Here is an 18,878-nt window from a genome sequence, read left to right as displayed (position 1 = left end):
CAGTATATCTGCCACGCCAAGTTGTTTATTCAAGGCTACACATTCACTTCTAGGTTAAATGGCGCAGAAGCTGGAGCCATGTAGTACAGCTTTGCGTCTACGCTCGCGCCATGCAATGAAATACCGCTGGCATCGCGTGGGGTAAAGATGCGGCTGGTCATCACATGTTCGCCTTGATTGATGAAAATCTCTAATGAGGATTGATCAGCCAAGATGCGCAACTCAACCGTTGGGCTATCGAGCTTCAGCTCCCGAATGGTGTCCCCTTGGCGAATTTGAGTCGCAGAGCGATCGAGGCGTAATAGTCGATTTTCTGCATCTAACGTTAGCGTGACGCGATACTGCGCATTTTGCATCAAGCGTAGCTCACATCCCCAAGGCAGAGTCACTTGCAGATCAAAGCTTTTAGCCTCTAGCTCAGTGACGGTGTCACTCAAAAGCAAGGTTTGCGGTTCACTTTGCAGTGTGTCGAGTTCACGCAATGGGTGCTGATAAATCTTGTCTTCACGCCACTCTAGTTCACGGAGTGCGGTCAGTTGATGAATCCAGCCTTGGTCGCAGCTTGGGTGCTGCGTTTCATCGGGTAGTCCCATCCAGCCACACAATACTCGCCGTCCATCGGCGGTTTGCGCAGTTTGCGGTGCATAAAAATCAAAGCCTTCATCCAGTGGCCAACCCTGCAGTAACGCTATTTCGCCTTGTGTATTCTGGGTCGCTCGAAAGATCCGATTTTGATGTTCAATGGTGTGATGAGGATTCGCCGATGCGATGCCTTGTGGCCCGAACACAAAAAAGGCTTCACCTTGCAGTTCAAACCAGTCAGGACACTCCCACATATACCCGTAATCGCCAAGTTCATCGCCATAGAGCTTATCGAAATGCCAATGGAGTAAGTCATCTGAGTGGTAGACCGCCAGTCGTCCTTGATGAGCGAGCGTTTGCGCACCAAGCAACATCTGCCACTTTCCTTGGGTGTAAATCACTTTAGGATCCCGGATATGTTCGGTCACGCCTTCAGGTAAACACCGAATCACAGGCCCTAACTTTTCAAACTCACCATTGGCGCTCATGCGCGCGGTGCACTGCATGGTTTGGCGTTGGCGTTCTGCACCTAAGCGCGTGTTGCCGGTATAGAAAAGCCATAAATCTTGTTGATGGCTGACCGCATGACCTGAAAATACCCCGTGACTATCAAACCAATCCGAAGGTGTTAGGGCGACCGACTGCCACTGCCAATCGACTAAATCGAGGCTCTTAAGATGCACCCAGTATTTATCTTTGTGTTCGCAAGCGAAAGGATGCCATTGATAAAAGAGGTGGTATTCCCCTTGATGATAAATAAAGCCGTTAGGGTCGTTGAGTAAGCCCTGTGGTGGTGAGATATGCCACTGGGGCCGATAAGGGCAGTCTAAGGCTGTTTGATAAGGGAGAGTTTCAAGCTTTTGGCGCTCGGCAATCGCTTTACCTATCGCGGCGAGTTGCTGATCGGACACTTCAGCAGTGCGTTGAACAGAGAGTTGCCACTCTCCGAGTACTGATTGCAAACTCACATCATCAGGAAGGTGAGGGGTATGCGGGGGATGTTTTAGTGCCAAAACCACTTGCCCCTGTGGAGCTAAAATGCGCGTGACATTGTTTATTCCACCCGCGAGTTCGAGCAGCGTATCTAATAACATGGACTTACCTAACCACTAAATTCGGGAACGTTCTCAATTTAGCGCCGCAAAATCGGTAAAGCAAGTATTTCATGGTTAGACTGGGCAAGTCTCACGTTGAATGTTTTGGAAGGTCAGTACCACTTTGCTCATCTCTTGTCCACGTCCGGCGATGCGTTCTAATAGCATTTTCGCAGCATTTTCTCCTGCTTTATCAAAAGCATAGTTAAAAGTGGAGAGTGGGGGATTGCTGACATAAGCCAACTCATCATTACCGACACCGAGCAGTTTGACTTGCTGTCCAACGTGAACCCCAAGCTCTTGCAAGGCTTTAATGGCGCCAACCGCTAGCCTGTCGGTGGCACAGAAAAGGCCATCGAGCTGTGGATAGTCAAGGTAGGCTTGTTTTGCCATTTGGTAGCCCGATTCTATTGAAAAATTACCGCGCGCATGAAACAGCAACGTTTGTTGATGGAACCCCAGTGCTTGCTGCAAGCCTTGTGAACGCAGCACATCAACCGCAATGTCATCACTTTGTACCCCAATAAAGCCGATCTGCTTGCAGCCTGCTTTGACTAAGCGTTGTCCTGCTTCGAAGCCGACACGGTGATCGTCATGCACAATACTGGGAATGTTATACAAAGAGCCATCTTGACCAACCAAAACCACAGGTACCGCCGAGTGTTGAATCGCATGTATCAGCGGCTGATCAAGGTGAGTGGCATAAAACACAATACCTTCCACCCGCTTTTGATTAAATATCTGAATATATTCAATTTCCTTTGCATGGACTTGATGAGTATTGGCCAGTAAAACATGTTTACCTGCTTGCTCAAAAATAGCGGTAAGTCCATCCACACCTTGCGCTGTTGCGTGAGAGGAGACGCGCGGCACAATCACGCCAATTAAGTTGGTTTTTTGTGATTTGAGGTCTTTAGCGACTTGATTGACCATATAGCCACACTGCTCAACCGCCTTTAACACTTTGATTTTTGTAGACTCTTTAACGCCATATTCATCATTAATGACGCGTGAGACGGTGGACTTAGAGACACCCGCTAAACGGGCGACATCATGCAAACTGGCCATAACGTATCCTGTAGGCTCAAAAACTGGGATGGATTGCAGAAATCAGTACAGCAATCAAACGAATGATCGGATTTTAACCCCGTTCTAAGGTTTATCCTCACGAAATTTGGCGATCCTATTCACATTTTCACTGTGTTGATTTTGACCATCACTCCGAAAAAGACAAGAATCAATTTTGCAAACGTTCCCAAAACTAATATCGAAACCAACGAACCATTCAATTACACAACAACATCCAAACGACTTGGAGCAGTAGGTAATACAATTCAAGTTGAAAGGGGATAACTACCGGGGTGAGTTATGGACTATCCAGTCATAGCAAAACAACTTCTTGAGAGCTTGGGTGGCAAAAGTAATATCCAAGCACTCGCGCACTGCGCGACTCGTTTACGTTTAGTGCTTAACGATGAAACGCAAATTAATGAGAGCGCCATTGAATCACTGCAAGGTGTCAAAGGACAATTTAAGGTCGCAGGACAGTATCAAATCATTTTCGGCTCAGGCATTGTCAACCAAGTCTATGCTGAGATGGCGAAATTGACCGGTTTGGTTGAGATGTCAACCAATGATGTCGCTTCCGCGGGTGCCGAGAAACAGAATTGGGCACAGCGCGCAGTAAAGGGATTGTCCGATATTTTTGTCCCTATCATCCCCGCGATCGTGGCGGGTGGTTTATTGATGGGACTGTTCAACGTATTGACTGCACCGGGACTGTTTATTGAAGGCCAATCATTGATTGATGCCAATCCGGGATTGGCTGATCTCGCGAGCATGATCAACACCTTCGCGAATGCCCCTTTTGTTTATTTGCCTGTATTGTTGGCATTTTCTGCCTCGCGCAAGTTTGGCGGTAACCCCTTTTTGGGCGCTGCGCTGGGTATGCTGATGGTGCATCCCGATCTCTTGAACGGCTGGGGTTTTGGCAGTGCATCCGTATCTGGCACCGTTCCAACTTGGAATATTCTCGGTTTTGAAATCGAAAAAGTGGGTTATCAAGGCTCGGTATTGCCCGTGCTGGTTTCCGCTTACATTCTGGCCAAAATTGAAAATGGCTTACGCAAAATCGTACCGTCCGTACTGGATAACTTGCTTACCCCAATGCTGGCGATTTTTATCACGGGTTTTCTGACCTTTACTGTGGTCGGACCGCTCACGCGTGATGTCGGCTTCATGTTGGGAGATGCACTGAACTGGCTGTATGATTCGGCAGGGTTTGTCGGTGGCGCACTGTTTGGCTTTATCTATGCTCCTTTTGTGATCACCGGAATGCACCATAGCTTTATTGCGATAGAAACTCAGCTACTTGCCGATATCGTGACCACGGGTGGCACCTTTATTTTCCCTATCGCTGCGATGTCTAACATTGCGCAGGGCGCCGCGGCTTTAGCTGTGGGTGTGATGACGAAAGAGACCAAACTCAAAGGGGTTGCGATTCCTTCGGGTGTGACCGCGCTGCTGGGGATCACTGAACCTGCCATGTTTGGCGTGAATTTGAAATTGCGTTATCCGTTTATTGCTGCCATCTGTGGTGCAGCTTTAGCCAGTGCTTTCATCACTTTATTCAATGTAAAAGCCCAAGCGCTAGGCGCGGCTGGTTTGCCAGGGATCATTTCGATTAATCCACAGCAAATTGGTTACTACATCATGGGTATGGCGATCTCATTTGTGGCCGCCTTTGCGTTGACTGTCCTGCTTACGATGCGTGAAAAAACCAAACAAGCGGCTCAGGTAACAGCGTAACTGCTCCCCCTATCTTGGCTACACAGCCCACTCTTTGAGTGGGCTTTTTTGATAGTTCAATACCAAGGTGAATCTCTGAAAGATAGAAAAACGAAAGGAGCGCTTTGGCGCTCCTTCGTTATCTTTTTGCCTTTCAAACACGAATGTGCAGGAGGGCTAGGTTTACTTACTTAGCAAACACGTCTTTGAAGTCACGCTTCAGAATCGGGTCGCGGCGGGCTTTTTTGATCTGCTTAACCATGTCTTTCACACAGTTGTGTAGCACTTGATCAAGCAGTTGAGCGCGGTACGCGTCTTTATCTTCTTCGCTCATCTCTTTAGGAAGGTTCAGCGTTGGGAACTCTTCCATCACATTTAGGCCAGCAAACGCTTGGCTTACTGAAATTAGCGCGTGGAACTGTTCAAAGTTATCCAGAATATTTTGCGCGCTCGCTGGCAGTGAATCCCATGCTTCGCGAACCACTTCTTCAGAGACTTCATGGATTGAAGTCACCATGTGGAACATTGCTTCAGGCACCTGATCAAACTCTAGAACCTGACGTAGTTCAGGAGAGATGGATTCGAGATCCACTTTTGGTGTTTCGGTTTGGTTTGTCTCAGACATGGAAAATTCTCATTAGAGTAAAAAACGCCATGCTAAAAACTTATCTCAAAATGTCAATACAACAGCGATAAATTGCCGTTTAGAGCACGTTTATCGCTTCTTTTCGCACCAACTGTGGTGCAAAGGACTCAAGCATCTTTCGCTCGCTTGGCCAACACGGCTTGGCACATTTAATCACGTCATGAAATTTTAATTAGTCAGATACGGTCTAGATTGATAAGTAGAGTGAATGGTTATAACGGAATAATTTATGGATATCGCCCTAGGCCAATGGATCAGCGTGCACAGCGATTCGCCAATTTGGTTATTTATTGGCATCGTTTTGCTCTCTTATTTATTAGAGGATGTCGCGATTGTGACCGCAGCAGGGCTTGCCAGCCAACATATCACTTCATTACCGCTGGCGCTGATGGCGGTGTTTGTGGGGATTGCGACGGGAGATGTGGCGTTATATTACCTCGGGCGGTATTGCCGATATTTTCGAACCGTCCGCTATCGATTATTGACCAATCCTTATTTTCGACTCGTTCGTCGCCGTTTATTACAAAGGCCGTTTATTAATCTTTTTGTTATTCGTTTTATTCCGGGACTACGCACGGTGGGTTTTACGTTAAGTGGTTATGTTGCCATGCCTTTGCGACTGTTTTTAACCGTAGTGTTGGTTGCAACTGCACTGTGGACGGTATTGGTTTTTTTCACCGTTTATCAATTAGGCAGTCAAGCTTGGTTTCAGGCCAGTGAATACCGTTGGTGGTGGTTGTGTTTATTGGTTGTGTTGTTACTCGGTTTTAATCGTTTATTGAGCGCCAAAGTTATTAAGGAAATCGCATGACAGCTTTCTCTTCTGTCTCTTATATCGCCGACCATAAAGTTAATGCCGGAATGCCCCTATTAGAGGCTGATACCGAGCGGGTCATTTCACCGTTTGAATTTTTACCCAGTTGGTTTTTTTACACTCCGGTGGTGTTGCAAAGTTTGGTGCAAGGCATTTATTACCGAGACTGGCGATTGCCGTTAGTTGCTAATCCGTCAATTCGCTTGAGTGGGATGGTGGGAGAGTCTAAACACGATATTTTGAGCCTAGCCGGTGAAAAGGCTCGTGGTTGGATCTCTCCATTTATCGCTTGTACGGTGAATGAATTACCTACCTCAGACCAGCTAGACATGATTACTGAGCGTTTAGAGAAAGTGGGGCTGAATTTTCCACTGGTAGCCAAACCCGATCTTGGTTGCCGCGGTGTTGGGGTAAAGCTTATCCAATCCCATGAACAACTGAGCGAGTATCTACGCCGCTTTCCTGCCCAAGCTCGTTTTCTTTTGCAGCAAAAAGCGCCGTATAGCGCTGAAGCGGGGATTTTCTACGTGCGTTTTCCCGGCGATACGCAGGGGAAAATCATTTCTATGACCTTGAAATACGCGCCTAGCGTAGTTGGGGATGGGGTGCGTACTTTACGTGAGCTGATTTTGGCTTGTCCACGTGCAGGGCAGCTTGCTCATCTCTATTTACCTCGCCACCCCGACAAGCTCGACTGGGTAATCCCAGCCGGAGAAGAGTTCCAATTGGCGTTTGCAGGCAGCCATAGCCGAGGTTCAATTTTCCGTAATGGCAATCGCTACATCACGCAGGCTCTTGTACATCAGCTCGATGCGATATTCGATGATTTCCCCGGCTTTCACTACGGACGGTTGGATGTGAAGTTCAGCAATATTGCTGCGCTGATGCGCGGTGAAGCGTTCACCATTTTAGAAGTCAATGGAGCCAGTAGCGAAGCCGCGCACATTTGGGATCGTGACACTCGATTGCATGAAATTTTTGCCATGTTGCTCAAGCAGTACCGAATTTTGTATGCCATTGGTGCTGAACAGAAAAAGCGTGGTCATCAACCCCCTAGCTTGCGTGATTTATTGCGGGCTTGGAAAGAAGAGAAACAATTGATTCGCCACTACCCAGAAACCGACTAACTCAAAGTGTGAATCAGAAATATCGGTTCAAACATGCCGAACTAGAGACAAAGATAGGAAAGGGGATTTTATGCTTGCTGTGACCAATTTAGCCCAACCATACCATTACTCTGCTGCTATTCATGGCTGCTTAGAGACATTAGAACAAGGTCGTGATTTTCTAAATGGTATTCAAGATGAACATTACACCTATATTGCTGAACCTTATGTCAGCAGCAGTATTGGCCAACATTTTCGCCACTGGTTAGATATTTTCCATGCGTTGCGATCTGCTCCCAATACAGTGGATTACAACCAACGTCGCCGCGGTCATCCCGTTGAATCTTCCCGAGAAGTGGCTCTGAGCGAAATCGATGGTTTGATTGATTGGCTGGAGTCGGAACAGAACATGACTCCAACGCTGGAGATTGATGTGGTGACGGAAGTGGCGCTATCACAAACCGAAAGTTGCACGTTTCATTCTACCTTAGAGCGTGAATTAGCGTTTGCAGCCTTACATGCTAATCACCATTTCGCGATGGCCAAAGTGGTGACCAGTCTACTTGAAGTCGAAACCTCTAGTACGTTTGGCATTGCCCCTGCGACAGCGACTTTCTTACGGGGAAACGCGTAATGTGTTCAGTGACTTGGTATCTCAGCGATACTGGCTATCAGGTGTTTTTTAATCGAGATGAACAACGAAGCCGTGCTCTCGCGTTGCCACCTAAGACGTATGAGTTGCAGGAAACGTCTGTATTGATGCCGTTGGATCCGCAAGGGCAAGGCAGTTGGATCAGCCTGAATGAGTTCGGTTTATCGCTTTGTTTGCTCAATAACTATCAGGGCAAAGTGCCCGCAGGGAACTTGATCAGCCGTGGTTTATTACTCAAATCGCTGGCAAGCCTATCTCACGTTGAGCAAGTAAATTTGGCTTTTGCGTCTTTGAATCTGGCTCGGTTTGCGCCGTTTACCCTGCTTGCTTTTGATCCGTTACTCACTCGGAAGCAAGGTGATGTTTTTGCTTATGCTTGGGATGGTGAGCAGTTTGTGTATGGTGCGACCTCATCGCCACTCTTTTCTTCAGGGGTGGTGTTGGGCGAGGTACAGCGTTATCGCACCCAGATTTATCAACAAATGATGGCTAATGGGGTGACACCAGAAAAGCTGCTGGCGTTTCATTGTCATCAACATCCGCTATTTTCGCATCTTTCAGTGGCGATGCAGCGGGAAGAGGCTCACACAGTGAGTTTCACTCATATCCATGTCAGCGGTGGGAAATTGGGGATGAGTTATATCCCAGGTCGCCCAACATTGCTGACAGAACAGATATTGCAACAACAGCAATATCAATTCCCACAACGGGTTTCGCTTGTATCGTAAAGGAGTTCACAATGAAATATTGGATTGGCTTAGCCATGCTATTCTTCAGTAGTTTGGTCATCGCACAAGATCAAATTTACACAGGTATTTTCAGTAATAAAGCACTAGATGGTTACGATACCGTTGCCTATTTCACCGAAAATAAACCCGTGAAAGGGTTGTCACAATTTAAAACCGAGTACAAAGGGGCGCAGTGGTTTTTCTCTTCTCAACAAAACCTTGACTCCTTCGTGGCAGATCCTGAGAAGTACGCTCCGCAATTTGGTGGATATTGTGCTTGGGCGGTGTCTGAGAAGAATGATTTTGCTCCAGGGGATCCACAATATTGGGCGATCGAAGACGGTAAGCTATACCTGAACTACGACAAAAAAATCAAAGGATTGTGGGATAAAGATCGCGCGCACCATATCGAACAAGCCAATAAAAACTGGCCAACGTTAATTGGTAAGGAATAAACCATGAAACTTCGACTCAGTAAAACGCTGCCTGCAATATTCATTGCCTTTGTGTTTGTGCAATCGCTGTTTTATAAATTCTCCGGCTCCTATGAAACCCAGTTTATTTTTAAAACTTTAGGTGGATGGTCTGGGTTCATTTGGTTTGGCGATTGGGGGGCTTACTTGATTGGTGGTGCGGAGTTGATCGCCTCAATTTTACTGTTTACTCGCTGGCATGGGCTTGGAGCACTCATGAGTGTTGGCATTATGAGTGGAGCGATATTTTTCCACCTTTTCACTCCGTTAGGTGTAGTGATGCCAGAATTCAACGAAGTCGGGGAAATGATAGGTACGGATGGTGGATTGTTATTCATCATGGCTTGCTTAGTTTGGCTGTGCGGTGTGTATCTCACGTTACGCGATTGGCGCTCAGTCAACAGTAGCCTACGCAACATTCTCGGGGGGATTTGATGGTACAAACACATCCATTTCGCTTGCCGCGCTACACCCCGTTTGGAGTGATAGAAAAAGGGGTCGAGTTAGCCACAGGCTTAAGCAAGCTAGAACGTTACTATCAACAACGCCCTACAACACATGATGGCTTTGAGTTCATGCGCTATACCTTAGATGCTTTGAACGTGCAGTATCAAGTCGATAGAGGCAGCATCGAGCAAATACCTAAGCAGGGACCGGTAGTGATTGTGGCTAACCATCCACTAGGGGCGATTGAAGGCGTGATCCTTGCGGATCTGGTTGGGCAGGTACGCAAAGATGTGAAAGTGCTTGCCAACCAGTTACTCAAACGTCTGCCAGAAATCGATCCACTCTTCATTGGCGTGGATGTGTTTAATGGCGCGCAAGCGAGTAAAACCAATGCGCGAGGCATTCGTGAAGCCCACCGTCATTTGACTGAAGGTGGCGTATTGATCGTATTTCCCGCTGGGGAAGTTTCGACACCACAGAAAGAAACAGGGCAGTTGAGTGATATTCGTTGGAGTCAATCCGTTGCGAAATTCATTCAGCGCAGCCAAGCGACGTGTGTGCCGATTTACATCAATGGTCGTAATAGCCCTTGGTTTTATCGCGCAGGAAAGATTCATCCTCTATTGCGTACCGCCATGCTAGGTAGAGAGCTGTTGAATAAAAGCGCGAGCACCATTTCACTCTGTATTGGTCAGCCGATTCCCTATTCAGAACTGAAAGAGTTCACGCAAGATGAAGATGTAGTGAATTACTTGCGGCTCAACACCTATTTGATGAGCCCGCATGGCCAACCCGAACTGGCAAAAGTCACTTTTGCTACTCCGGTTATTGAACCTGTGTCCAAAGCTGATCTCATCGCAGAACTAGCCCAATTAGAGCAGCAAGCGACGTTGCTAGAACAGGGCGAATTCACGGTGTACTGCGTACCTTCAACGCACATTCCCCGCATGATGCAAGAGATTGGTCGTGTGCGTGAAATCAGTTTCCGCGCGGTGGGTGAAGGCAGTGGGAATGCCTGTGATGTCGATACGTACGATCAACATTATTGGCAACTGTTCGTTTGGAACCGAGATAAAAGCGAGCTAGTGGGTGCATACCGCATGGGGCTTGTGGATAGAATTTTGGCGGAAAAAGGGTTACAAGGCCTCTATTCGCGTAGTTTGTTTCAGTATGACCAAGCATTTTTGGCGACCTTAGATAATGCGATTGAGCTTGGACGCTCAGTGGTGGCAGAACAGTATCAACGCAATCTCAACTCGTTGCTTTTACTCTGGAAAGGTATTGCGCGTTTCGTAGAACTGAACCCGCGTTATACCCATTTGTTCGGACCAGTCAGTATCAGCAATGATTACAGCCCTGCGGCTCGACAATTGATGGCGGCGACGTTATCGATCCATCACTATGATCAAAATAAAGCCGCATTGGTTAACCCGTCGACACCACTACGGGCAGGGGCGGAAGTGTTCTGGCAAAAAAGCTTATTATCGGCACTTGCCAGTGTCTCTTTGCTCTCAAAAGTGATTGCACGAATGGAGCAGGGTAATGGGTTGCCTGTGCTATTGCGCCAATACCTTGGCATGAATGGTAAGTTAGTCTGCTTTAATGTTGACCCTGCGTTCAACGATGCGTTGGATGGTTTAATTGTGGTGAATTTAAAGCAAGTACCACTAAAAACGCTTGGTAAATACATGGGGAAAGAAGCGGCGCAGAAGTATCTTGTTGATCTGAGGTGAGGATAAAAAAAATCAGCCAGTATTGAGGTACTGGCTGAGGGATATTTTGTCCGAATCTTAAAGGGTGATTTAAGCTTTGGCGAACTTATAAGTACGATAACCACCAATCAAATTGCGTGCTTTAAAGCCGTTATTGGCCAGTTGACGGTACGCTACGTTACCGCGTAACCCTACTTGGCAATAAATCACAATCTCTTTGTCTTTCGGCAGCTCATTCATGCGTTGGCGCAACTGGTCAACAGGAATGTTGATTGCACCGGGCAAGTAACCCACGTTTTGTAACTCCATCGGGTTACGCACATCGAGCAACACTTGATCATCGGTGAGGCTATCAATCTCATCAAAATGAATCGCTTTAGCATCGCCTTTCATTAGGTTAGTCGCGACAAAGGCGGCTTGGTTAATCACATCTTTCGCGCTACCAAACGGTGGAGCGTAGGTCAGTTCAAGGTGCTGCAACTGCTCAACCGTCATGCCTGCACGTTGTGCAACCGCCATCACGTCGATACGTTTATCGATGCCATCTTTACCCACGGCTTGTGCGCCGAAGATTTTGCCTGTTTGTGGATCAAACAACATCTTGAACGACACGACTTCCGCCCCCGGATAGTAGCTCGCATGGCTTGCGGTGTGTACATACACTTTTTCGTAAGCAATGCCTTCACGTTTCAGCTGTTTCTCGTTTTTACCGGTCGAAGCCACCGCTAAATCGAAGATCTTACAAATCGCGGTACCTTGTGTGCCTTGGTAGCTTTCGTTGCGGCCAAGCATGTTATCTGCGGCCATACGACCTTGACGGTTAGCAGGCCCCGCCAGTGGAACCAGCGTTTGCTTACCTGTCACAAAATCTTTCTCTTCAACCGCATCACCGACCGCGTAAATCGCTGGATCGCTGGTTTGCATCTGCTCGTTGACCCAAATACCACCGAGTTCACCGAGCTGCAAACCGGCTTCCGCGGCCAGTTTGGTTTCTGGGCGGACACCAATCGCCATGATCAAAATGTCGGTAGTTAGGGTGTCACCATTACTGAGCACCAAATCCAATTCGCCTTCCACGTGTTTATGTTCAAGGGATTCACCCGATTCTGTGCTCGGTAAGGTGGCTGCGGGTCTATATTCGACCGATTTAAGAGCTACGCCTAAACGTAAATCGATGCCTTTAGCGCGAATTTCAGCGTGAGCAAAGCCCGCCATTTCGCGATCGACCGGTGTCATCACTTGTTCGGCCATTTCAATCAGCGTGGTTTTGATGCCGAGTTGGTGAAAGGCTTCCATCATTTCCAAACCGATAAAACCACCGCCAACCACGGTGGCATGTTCTGGCTTATTCATTTGCAGCGTTTGGATGATCTTATCCATATCGGGAATGTTACGCAGCGAATGAGTCAGTGGGTTTTGAATCCCGGGGATAGGTGGCACGATTGGGCCAGCACCAGGAGAAAGCAGCAGAAAATCATAGCTTTCATCATACTCAGATTGGTCGAGCAGATTGCGTACCGTAATGGTCTTTGCCGCACGATTCACGCGCAGCACTTCATTCATGGTGCGCACATCCACGTTAAAACGCGCTAAAAAACTCTCTGGCGTTTGCAGCAACAAATTGCTGCGTTCTTTGATGTCACCACCGATGTGATATGGCAGGCCACAGTTGGCAAAAGAAACGTAAGGGCCGCGTTCAAACATGATGATTTCAGCGTCTTCGCTGAGTCGACGAGCACGAGCCGCTGCGGATGCACCACCTGCAACGCCACCAATAATCACTATTTTTGTCATGAGTTACTCCAAATCAGTTGCTAGATTCCAACACACAAGTCCGATGAGACAGAGTGTATTGGGCTGTCGTTAACGTAATCCTAGTTTCTTCAGAAAGAAGACGGCAGGACAAAATCCTGTGAATGCGCTTTGGATCAGGTTTACGCCCACAAATACTGTTAGCCACAGAAAATTAGGGTGAACAAACCAAGTGAGAATGACTGAAAGCAGAATCATGCTGCCAGCTAATACTCTTACACCGTTTTCAATCGTCATGTTGGTAACCTCCATTGTTGTTTGTTCAAAACTATACGCCTCTAAATTAGACGTGTCTAATGTAATTTTATCTAAAATGCTTTCAGCTAAATAAGAATTGACTAATATAAATATATTTGTATGATCTCGTTAAATTTTAGTTAGAGGATAAGCCATGACTAAGCAAGCCAGTGACCACATTGAAATCGAACAAATGAAGAGTAATGCCGTGGAAGTTGCTGAATTACTGCGCGTGATGGCTCATCCGGAACGGTTAATGGTGTTGTGCCAACTGACCAATCGTGAGATGGGTGTTGGGCAGCTACAACAAGGTTCAACATTGAGTCAGTCTGCGTTCTCTCAGCATCTTACCGTGCTGCGTAAGCACGGCATTATTCAGGCGCGTAAAGAATCACAACAAGTTTTCTATAGCCTAGCTGACAGCCGAATCACCGCGTTGATTCAAAGTTTACAGAATGTGTTTTGTCGATAATTAAGTAGAGGAAAGTATGACGTTTTCTATTCCTTGGGACTCGTTAATTGGAGGGATGCTTTTAGGGATTTCAGCGACATTGATGTTGCTGATGAACGGAAAAATTGCTGGGATCAGTGGCATTTTGACGGGTTTACTGACGCCTAAATCGCGCGACTTTGCATGGCGACTGCTGTTTGTGGTTGGCATGGTTTGCGGTGGTGTGATAGGTGCTAGGCTTCTTGGTCATCATGTCCCAACCGATTTTGGTGTGAGTGGTGTTGTGCTTGCAGCTGCAGGTTTATTGGTTGGCGTGGGTACACGACTGGCGAATGGCTGCACCAGTGGACACGGTATCTGCGGTATTGGTCGCTTGTCTAAGCGATCCATCGTTGCGACTTGTGTATTTATGGTCGTTGCTGCTGTCACGGTTTTCGTTCGTCTTCATCTGATGTAAGTGGGTTAGTATGCATAACGTATTATTTCGTGTGACTTCGCTCGTCGCTGGTCTGTTATTTGGCGTAGGCATGGTGGTATCTGGCATGGCTGATCCGGCCAAAGTGATCGGTTTTCTGGATGTGACAGGAGTTTGGGATCCCAGATTGATGTTTGTGATGGGTGGCGCGTTAGCGGTATTCATGCCTGCTTATTTCTTGTTGATCAAACCGAAAGCCAAACCTGTTAATGCCAAAGTATTTTGTTTGGCGAATAACACCAAAGTTGATCGTCGTTTGATCTCAGGTTCCGTGATCTTCGGTTTAGGGTGGGGATTAGTTGGCATCTGTCCGGGGCCGATAGTTTCCAGCTTAGCATTAGGGAATTTAGGATCATGGGTCTTTTTTCCTGCGATGATGCTTGGCTTAGGTCTTACTAATTTATTGATCTGTATTAAAAATCGTAAAGAAATTCAGACGCAAACCGCCTAATGCAACTAGTCTATTAGGCAGTATCTAGGAAATCACACTCTGACCCGCTTGAAGCATCCGCGATCCGTGTGGCAACAAGCGGGAAAGTAGAATCTGCGAGGGAAGAGGATGAAAGCGTTAAGTTGGAGTATCGCACTGGTGCTTGCCAGTTCGGCCTATGCTCAAAATCAAGACAGTAACGAACTGTTTACGGTGAAAACAGAGTCGATCTCGCAGGTGGTCGAATTAGATGGCGTTGTACAACCTGTCAACCAAGGTTCTTTGGCGGCACAAACCTCGGGACGAGTGGTTGGCTTATATGTTGATGTCAATGACTACGTCAAGAAAGGCCAAGTGCTGCTAGAAATCAGTGCGGTTCAGCAATCGGCTTCGCTTGATGCAGCTAAAGCCCAACTGGCGAGTGCGACCGCGCAAAACCGTGAAGCGCAAGCGCAATTAAATCGCTATCGTCAACTTTTCCCCAAAGGGGCGATTTCCAAAGATCAAATGGACAGCGCCGAAGCTCGCGCTCGCAGTGCAGACGCGGCGGTGAAATCGGCACAAGCCGCGGTGGAACAAGCCAAAGAGTCCTTGGGTTACACTAATATCACCGCTCCTTATGATGGCATTGTTACCCAGCGCATGGTGGAGCTGGGTGAAACTGTTGCACCGGGTACGCCACTGCTCCGCGGTTTTTCGCTCGATGAACTGCGAGTGGAAACGGAAATTCCGCAACGTTATCAACCTTTTGTTGCTCAAGTGGATCAATTTACCGTGCGTACCGCGCAAGGTGAGCAACTTAAGCCAACAGAATTTAGTTTGTTTAGCTATGCCGATCCGCAGTCACATACGTTCAAAACTCGCCTTGAGCTACCGGAAAAAACCGCTGCGCTTGTCCCCGGCATGTGGGTGAAAACCGAATTCAACTATGGCCAACGAGAAGTCTTAGTGGTTCCGAACAGCGCCGTTTTGCGCCGCGCCGAATTGAGTGCAGTGTACCGAGTGAATAACGGCCAACGTGCACTAAACCCGGTACGTTTGGGGCAAGTTTATGGTGACTATGTTGAAGTGCTTTCTGGCCTTGAACAAGGTGATGTGGTTGCTACACGAGCAGTAACAGCAAAAGGTGAATGACATGGATAGTCGACTCGGTATTTCGGGTCGCATCGCTGCGGCCTTTCAAAATTCAGCCATGACGCCACTGCTTGCCTTAGTCGGTTTGCTGATGGGATTATTCGCAGTTATGGTGACTCCGAAAGAAGAAGAACCGCAGATTGATGTGACGTTTGCGGATGTCTATATTCCGTTTCCCGGCGCTTCTCCTCGTGAAGTAGAAAGTTTGGTCACCTCACCGGCAGAACAAGTGATTTCCGAAATTGAAGGGATCGATAAGATCTACTCGTTTTCTCAACCAGATGGCGCAATGATTGTTGCCATTTTCAAAGTTGGCGTACCGCGTAATGATGCGGTAGTACGTATCTACAACAAACTCTATTCCAACAAAGATTGGATGCCACAAGGCGTTGGTGTGGGTGAACCCATCATCAAACCGAAAGGGATTGAAGATGTGCCGATTGTCACCATTACTTTGGCGGATAAGAGTGATCGCTTCAATCAACAGCAACTGACGCAAGTCGCGCACGGTTTAGAAACCGAGCTCAAACGCATTCCTGGCACGCGTGATATCTACACGGTTGGCGGACAAAATACCATTGTTGATGTGCGTCTTGACCCCGCCAAAATGAACAGCTTTGGCATTACGTTAGATCAGCTCAATCAAAGTCTGCCGGCGGCTAATCAAAGCTCACCGATGCTGCGTTTAACCCACGATAACCAAGAGTTTCCGGTGCAAGTCGGTCAGTTCTTAACTCGTGTGGAAGAGGTGAAACAGTTGGTGGTTGGGCTGCACAATGGCACGCCCGTTTATTTGGAAGATATCGCGACCGTTTCCTTTGGTGTCAACACGCCCACTCAAAACGTATGGACGGGGGATCGTGAAGGCATTCATCCTGCGGTCACTATTGCGGTGGCCAAAAAAGGTGGTGAAAACGCGGTCGATGTGGCTAAAGCGGTGGAAGCCCGTTTAGTCAGTCTTGAAAACCAGCTGATTCCGCAAGGGATTGATGTAGATATTACTCGCGATTACGGACAAACCGCTGCTGATAAAAGCAATACCTTGATCGGTAAACTCGCTTTCGCTACTACCGCGGTGGTGATTTTAGTGCTGCTGACTATGGGCTGGCGTGAATCCATTGTGGTCGGTATGGCAATCATCGTTACCCTGATGATTACCTTGTTTGCGTCTTGGGCATGGGGTTTTACCCTCAACCGTGTGTCGTTGTTCGCGTTGATTTTCTCCATCGGTATCTTGGTCGATGATGCCATTGTGGTGGTCGAGAACATTCACCGGCATATGGCGATGGGCAAACGCAAGTTATCGGAGCTCATTCCTCCTGCGGTAGATGAAGTCGGTGGGCCAACCATTCTTGCTACCCTAACTGTTATTGCGGCCTTGCTGCCAATGGCATTTGTGTCAGGTTTGATGGGGCCGTACATGAGCCCAATTCCAATCAATGCTTCAATGGGGATGCTCATCTCCCTTGCGGTGGCTTTTGTGCTTTCCCCTTGGCTGGCGGGTAAATTCCTCAAGGCAGGGCATCATCAGGAAGAAGGCAAAGCGGCGAATGGCATTTTCCACAAAATTATGTCGCCTTTTGTCACTGCACCAAAACAGGGGCGTAACCGACTGTTTTTGCTACTGACCATTCTGGCTTTAATTGCGGGATCGGTGTTGTTGCCAGTGTTCCAAGCCGTTGTGCTGAAAATGCTGCCGTTTGATAACAAGTCGGAATTCCAGATTGTGCTGGATATGCCCGAAGGCAGCTCGCTGGAAAAAACGCAACGAGTGCTGTTTGAGATGGGCGCGGCGCTGAATAACGTTCCTGAGGTTCGTGATTATCAAATCTATGCTGGAACGGCCGCGCCAATTAACTTCAATGGTTTAGTGCGCCATTACTTTATGCGTAACCAAGCCAACCAAGGCGATATTCAAGTAAACTTACTGGGGCGCAAAGAGCGCGACAGAGATAGCCACACCATCGCCAGTCAACTGCGCCCACAACTGAATGAGATTGCACTGCGCTTTGGCGGCAAAGTCAAAGTGGTGGAAGTGCCGCCGGGGCCGCCAGTTTGGTCGCCGATTTTGGCGGAAGTGTATGGCCCAACTCAAGAAATTCGTAACGAAGCGGCGCGCCAAGTGCGTGAGATTTTCCGTGAAACGAAAGATATTGTCGATGTGGACATGTACCTGCCGGAAATGCATGAAAAATGGCAAGTGGTGATTGATCGCAGTAAAGCGGCGCATTTCCAAGTGCCTTATGCCTCGATTGTCGATGCACTGGCGACGGCGGTGGGCGGTAAACCCATCACGTATCTGCACAGTGAGCACAGCAAGTACCCGATTCCGATCCAGATTCAAGCTGCGGAAACCGCCAAAGTGCGTTTAGAGCAGGTGCTGAATATGAAAGTGGGTAGCAGTAATGGTTATGCTTATCCGCTTTCCGATCTGGTTGAAGTACGGCAAACCCGTATGGATGATTACATCGTGCACAAAAACCTTGTGCCAATGGTGATGGTGGTCGGCGATATGTCCGGCAATTTGGATAGCCCACTGTACGGCATGTTTGAGATTGGCTTCGCTCTTGATGAGCAAATGGGGTTGGATCAGTATTACATCCATCAACCGGACGGCCTAAGCGGTGTAGCGGTAGCATGGGATGGCGAATGGACGGTGACTTACGAAACCTTCCGCGATATGGGTATCGCTTACGCTGTGGGGATGGTGCTGATTTATCTGCTGGTCGTCGCGCAGTTTAAATCTTACCTTGTACCGCTAATTATCATGGCTCCGATCCCACTGACTATCATCGGTGTCATGCCCGGCCATGCGTTGTTGGGGGCGCAATTTACTGCCACCTCCATGATTGGAATGATAGCGTTGGCGGGGATCATTGTGCGTAACTCCATCTTGTTGGTGGACTTTATTAACCAGCAAGTGGCTCATGGCATTGAATTCTCTGAGGCGGTCATTCAATCAGCGGCGGTACGGGCCAAACCGATTATGCTGACGGCGTTGGCGGCCATGATTGGTGCGGTGTTTATCCTCGATGATCCTATCTTTAATGGTTTGGCGATCAGCTTGATCTTCGGGATTTTCGTTTCCACCGTACTGACCTTGTTGGTCATTCCGGTGCTCTATTATGTGGTGATGCGTAAACGCTTCGCGGCACATTAACTCAGAGTGACGAGACAATTTATGGATAGAGGCTGGCCATTGGAGTCAGCCTCTTTTTTGATTAACGAGCCAGAAACGGCGATTGAAAAGTGTTAAAGGGTTTTCAAACCTCATTTTCAAGGCTTCATTATCAAATAA

Annotated in this window: 18 protein-coding genes; 13 read left to right on the top strand and 5 right to left on the bottom strand. The window is 47.8% G+C overall.

The genetic code is table 11. The features are described 5' to 3' along the window. Positions 1–35: 35 nt before the first annotated feature. Both EPB59_RS14645 and EPB59_RS14640 read right to left on the bottom strand, forming a co-directional pair. A complete protein-coding gene (locus EPB59_RS14645; protein WP_154173493.1) occupies positions 36–1,676 on the bottom strand; it encodes a glycoside hydrolase family 32 protein in 1,641 nt (546 codons plus the stop codon). 75 nt (positions 1,677–1,751) lie between these two features. Further along, on the bottom strand, positions 1,752–2,744 hold the full coding sequence (locus EPB59_RS14640) for a LacI family DNA-binding transcriptional regulator (RefSeq protein WP_000157568.1): 993 nt from the start codon (positions 2,742–2,744) through the stop codon (positions 1,752–1,754). 300 nt (positions 2,745–3,044) lie between these two features. Between EPB59_RS14640 and EPB59_RS14635 the strand changes: the two genes are divergently transcribed. Further along, positions 3,045–4,484 carry a sucrose-specific PTS transporter subunit IIBC gene (locus EPB59_RS14635; protein WP_154173491.1) on the top strand — a complete coding sequence of 480 codons (1,440 nt, stop codon included), beginning with the start codon at positions 3,045–3,047 and terminating at the stop codon, positions 4,482–4,484. A 166-nt stretch (positions 4,485–4,650) separates the two neighbouring features. On the opposite strand, the gene EPB59_RS14630 is transcribed toward EPB59_RS14635, so the two are convergent. Further along, positions 4,651–5,088: a DUF3069 domain-containing protein gene (locus EPB59_RS14630; RefSeq protein WP_000005282.1), complete on the bottom strand. Its 438-nt coding sequence runs from the start codon at positions 5,086–5,088 to the stop codon at positions 4,651–4,653. 250 nt (positions 5,089–5,338) lie between these two features. Between EPB59_RS14630 and EPB59_RS14625 the strand changes: the two genes are divergently transcribed. The 7 genes from EPB59_RS14625 to EPB59_RS14595 all read left to right on the top strand — a co-directional run bounded on the left by EPB59_RS14625 (position 5,339) and on the right by EPB59_RS14595 (position 11,062). Continuing rightward, entirely contained in the window at positions 5,339–5,920 is a 582-nt protein-coding gene (locus EPB59_RS14625; RefSeq protein ID WP_154173489.1) for a DedA family protein, read from the top strand. Further along, a complete protein-coding gene (locus EPB59_RS14620) occupies positions 5,917–7,050 on the top strand; it encodes a D-alanine--D-alanine ligase (protein WP_154173487.1) in 1,134 nt (377 codons plus the stop codon). Before EPB59_RS14625 ends, EPB59_RS14620 begins: the two co-directional genes overlap by 4 nt. A 70-nt stretch (positions 7,051–7,120) precedes the next feature. Continuing rightward, on the top strand, positions 7,121–7,663 hold the full coding sequence (locus EPB59_RS14615) for a hypothetical protein (protein WP_154173485.1): 543 nt from the start codon (positions 7,121–7,123) through the stop codon (positions 7,661–7,663). Next, complete coding sequence (locus EPB59_RS14610) at positions 7,663–8,409, top strand: NRDE family protein (protein WP_148535274.1); 747 nt, start codon at positions 7,663–7,665, stop codon at positions 8,407–8,409. Before EPB59_RS14615 ends, EPB59_RS14610 begins: the two co-directional genes overlap by 1 nt. Before the next feature lie 11 nt (positions 8,410–8,420). Continuing rightward, the gene (locus EPB59_RS14605; protein ID WP_055049917.1) at positions 8,421–8,864 is read left to right on the top strand and encodes a YHS domain-containing (seleno)protein; all 444 of its coding nucleotides are present in this window, start codon (positions 8,421–8,423) and stop codon (positions 8,862–8,864) included. A 3-nt stretch (positions 8,865–8,867) separates the two neighbouring features. After that, positions 8,868–9,317, top strand: coding sequence for a hypothetical protein (locus EPB59_RS14600; RefSeq protein ID WP_154173483.1), 450 nt, complete (start codon positions 8,868–8,870; stop codon positions 9,315–9,317). Then, complete coding sequence (locus EPB59_RS14595; protein WP_000250863.1) at positions 9,317–11,062, top strand: lysophospholipid acyltransferase family protein; 1,746 nt, start codon at positions 9,317–9,319, stop codon at positions 11,060–11,062. The genes EPB59_RS14600 and EPB59_RS14595 overlap by 1 nt, the downstream gene beginning before the upstream one ends. A 69-nt stretch (positions 11,063–11,131) precedes the next feature. Here the strand turns inward: EPB59_RS14595 and EPB59_RS14590 are convergent, their stop codons facing one another. Together EPB59_RS14590 and EPB59_RS14585 are read right to left on the bottom strand one after the other, a co-directional pair. Beyond that, positions 11,132–12,835, bottom strand: a complete 1,704-nt coding sequence (locus tag EPB59_RS14590) for an FAD-dependent oxidoreductase (protein WP_154173481.1) — start codon at positions 12,833–12,835, stop codon at positions 11,132–11,134. Between the two features lie 69 nt (positions 12,836–12,904). Further along, complete coding sequence (locus EPB59_RS14585) at positions 12,905–13,090, bottom strand: YgaP family membrane protein (RefSeq protein ID WP_000151361.1); 186 nt, start codon at positions 13,088–13,090, stop codon at positions 12,905–12,907. 154 nt (positions 13,091–13,244) lie between these two features. On the opposite strand from EPB59_RS14585, the gene EPB59_RS14580 reads away from it, so the two are divergent. From EPB59_RS14580 to EPB59_RS14560, 5 genes are all read left to right on the top strand, one after another. Then, positions 13,245–13,562 (top strand): ArsR/SmtB family transcription factor, encoded by a 318-nt coding sequence (locus tag EPB59_RS14580; RefSeq protein WP_000165909.1) that lies wholly within the window; start codon positions 13,245–13,247, stop codon positions 13,560–13,562. 55 nt (positions 13,563–13,617) lie between these two features. Further along, positions 13,618–13,998, top strand: coding sequence for a YeeE/YedE family protein (locus EPB59_RS14575; protein ID WP_233420218.1), 381 nt, complete (start codon positions 13,618–13,620; stop codon positions 13,996–13,998). Between the two features lie 10 nt (positions 13,999–14,008). After that, a complete protein-coding gene (locus EPB59_RS14570; protein WP_154173479.1) occupies positions 14,009–14,467 on the top strand; it encodes a YeeE/YedE family protein in 459 nt (152 codons plus the stop codon). Between the two features lie 108 nt (positions 14,468–14,575). Then, positions 14,576–15,580, top strand: a complete 1,005-nt coding sequence (locus EPB59_RS14565) for an efflux RND transporter periplasmic adaptor subunit (RefSeq protein WP_154173477.1) — start codon at positions 14,576–14,578, stop codon at positions 15,578–15,580. A gap of 1 nt (position 15,581) precedes the next feature. Continuing rightward, positions 15,582–18,740 (top strand): efflux RND transporter permease subunit, encoded by a 3,159-nt coding sequence (locus tag EPB59_RS14560; RefSeq protein ID WP_055049909.1) that lies wholly within the window; start codon positions 15,582–15,584, stop codon positions 18,738–18,740. The last annotated feature ends 138 nt before the right edge of the window (positions 18,741–18,878 follow it).

The sequence above is a fragment of the Vibrio metoecus genome, assembly GCF_009665255.1.
GTDB lineage: Bacteria > Pseudomonadota > Gammaproteobacteria > Enterobacterales > Vibrionaceae > Vibrio > Vibrio metoecus_B.
The sequence above is the reverse complement of the archived record's forward strand: the minus strand, read 5'-3'. Positions and strand labels throughout refer to the sequence as shown.

What these genes read in the sequence shown, in the direction of transcription:
- EPB59_RS14605 (WP_055049917.1), top strand. Translation starts at nt 8,421, where the DNA reads ATGAAATATTGGATTGGCTTAGCCATGCTATTCTTCAGTAGTTTGGTC.
- EPB59_RS14600 (WP_154173483.1), top strand. Translation starts at nt 8,868, where the DNA reads ATGAAACTTCGACTCAGTAAAACGCTGCCTGCAATATTCATTGCCTTT.
- EPB59_RS14575 (WP_233420218.1), top strand. Translation starts at nt 13,618, where the DNA reads ATGCTTTTAGGGATTTCAGCGACATTGATGTTGCTGATGAACGGAAAA.
- EPB59_RS14620 (WP_154173487.1), top strand. Translation starts at nt 5,917, where the DNA reads ATGACAGCTTTCTCTTCTGTCTCTTATATCGCCGACCATAAAGTTAAT.
- EPB59_RS14580 (WP_000165909.1), top strand. Translation starts at nt 13,245, where the DNA reads ATGACTAAGCAAGCCAGTGACCACATTGAAATCGAACAAATGAAGAGT.
- EPB59_RS14640 (WP_000157568.1), bottom strand. Translation starts at nt 2,744, where the DNA reads ATGGCCAGTTTGCATGATGTCGCCCGTTTAGCGGGTGTCTCTAAGTCC.
- EPB59_RS14570 (WP_154173479.1), top strand. Translation starts at nt 14,009, where the DNA reads ATGCATAACGTATTATTTCGTGTGACTTCGCTCGTCGCTGGTCTGTTA.
- EPB59_RS14625 (WP_154173489.1), top strand. Translation starts at nt 5,339, where the DNA reads ATGGATATCGCCCTAGGCCAATGGATCAGCGTGCACAGCGATTCGCCA.
- EPB59_RS14595 (WP_000250863.1), top strand. Translation starts at nt 9,317, where the DNA reads ATGGTACAAACACATCCATTTCGCTTGCCGCGCTACACCCCGTTTGGA.
- EPB59_RS14565 (WP_154173477.1), top strand. Translation starts at nt 14,576, where the DNA reads ATGAAAGCGTTAAGTTGGAGTATCGCACTGGTGCTTGCCAGTTCGGCC.
- EPB59_RS14645 (WP_154173493.1), bottom strand. Translation starts at nt 1,676, where the DNA reads ATGTTATTAGATACGCTGCTCGAACTCGCGGGTGGAATAAACAATGTC.
- EPB59_RS14610 (WP_148535274.1), top strand. Translation starts at nt 7,663, where the DNA reads ATGTGTTCAGTGACTTGGTATCTCAGCGATACTGGCTATCAGGTGTTT.
- EPB59_RS14630 (WP_000005282.1), bottom strand. Translation starts at nt 5,088, where the DNA reads ATGTCTGAGACAAACCAAACCGAAACACCAAAAGTGGATCTCGAATCC.
- EPB59_RS14585 (WP_000151361.1), bottom strand. Translation starts at nt 13,090, where the DNA reads ATGACGATTGAAAACGGTGTAAGAGTATTAGCTGGCAGCATGATTCTG.
- EPB59_RS14615 (WP_154173485.1), top strand. Translation starts at nt 7,121, where the DNA reads ATGCTTGCTGTGACCAATTTAGCCCAACCATACCATTACTCTGCTGCT.
- EPB59_RS14560 (WP_055049909.1), top strand. Translation starts at nt 15,582, where the DNA reads ATGGATAGTCGACTCGGTATTTCGGGTCGCATCGCTGCGGCCTTTCAA.
- EPB59_RS14635 (WP_154173491.1), top strand. Translation starts at nt 3,045, where the DNA reads ATGGACTATCCAGTCATAGCAAAACAACTTCTTGAGAGCTTGGGTGGC.
- EPB59_RS14590 (WP_154173481.1), bottom strand. Translation starts at nt 12,835, where the DNA reads ATGACAAAAATAGTGATTATTGGTGGCGTTGCAGGTGGTGCATCCGCA.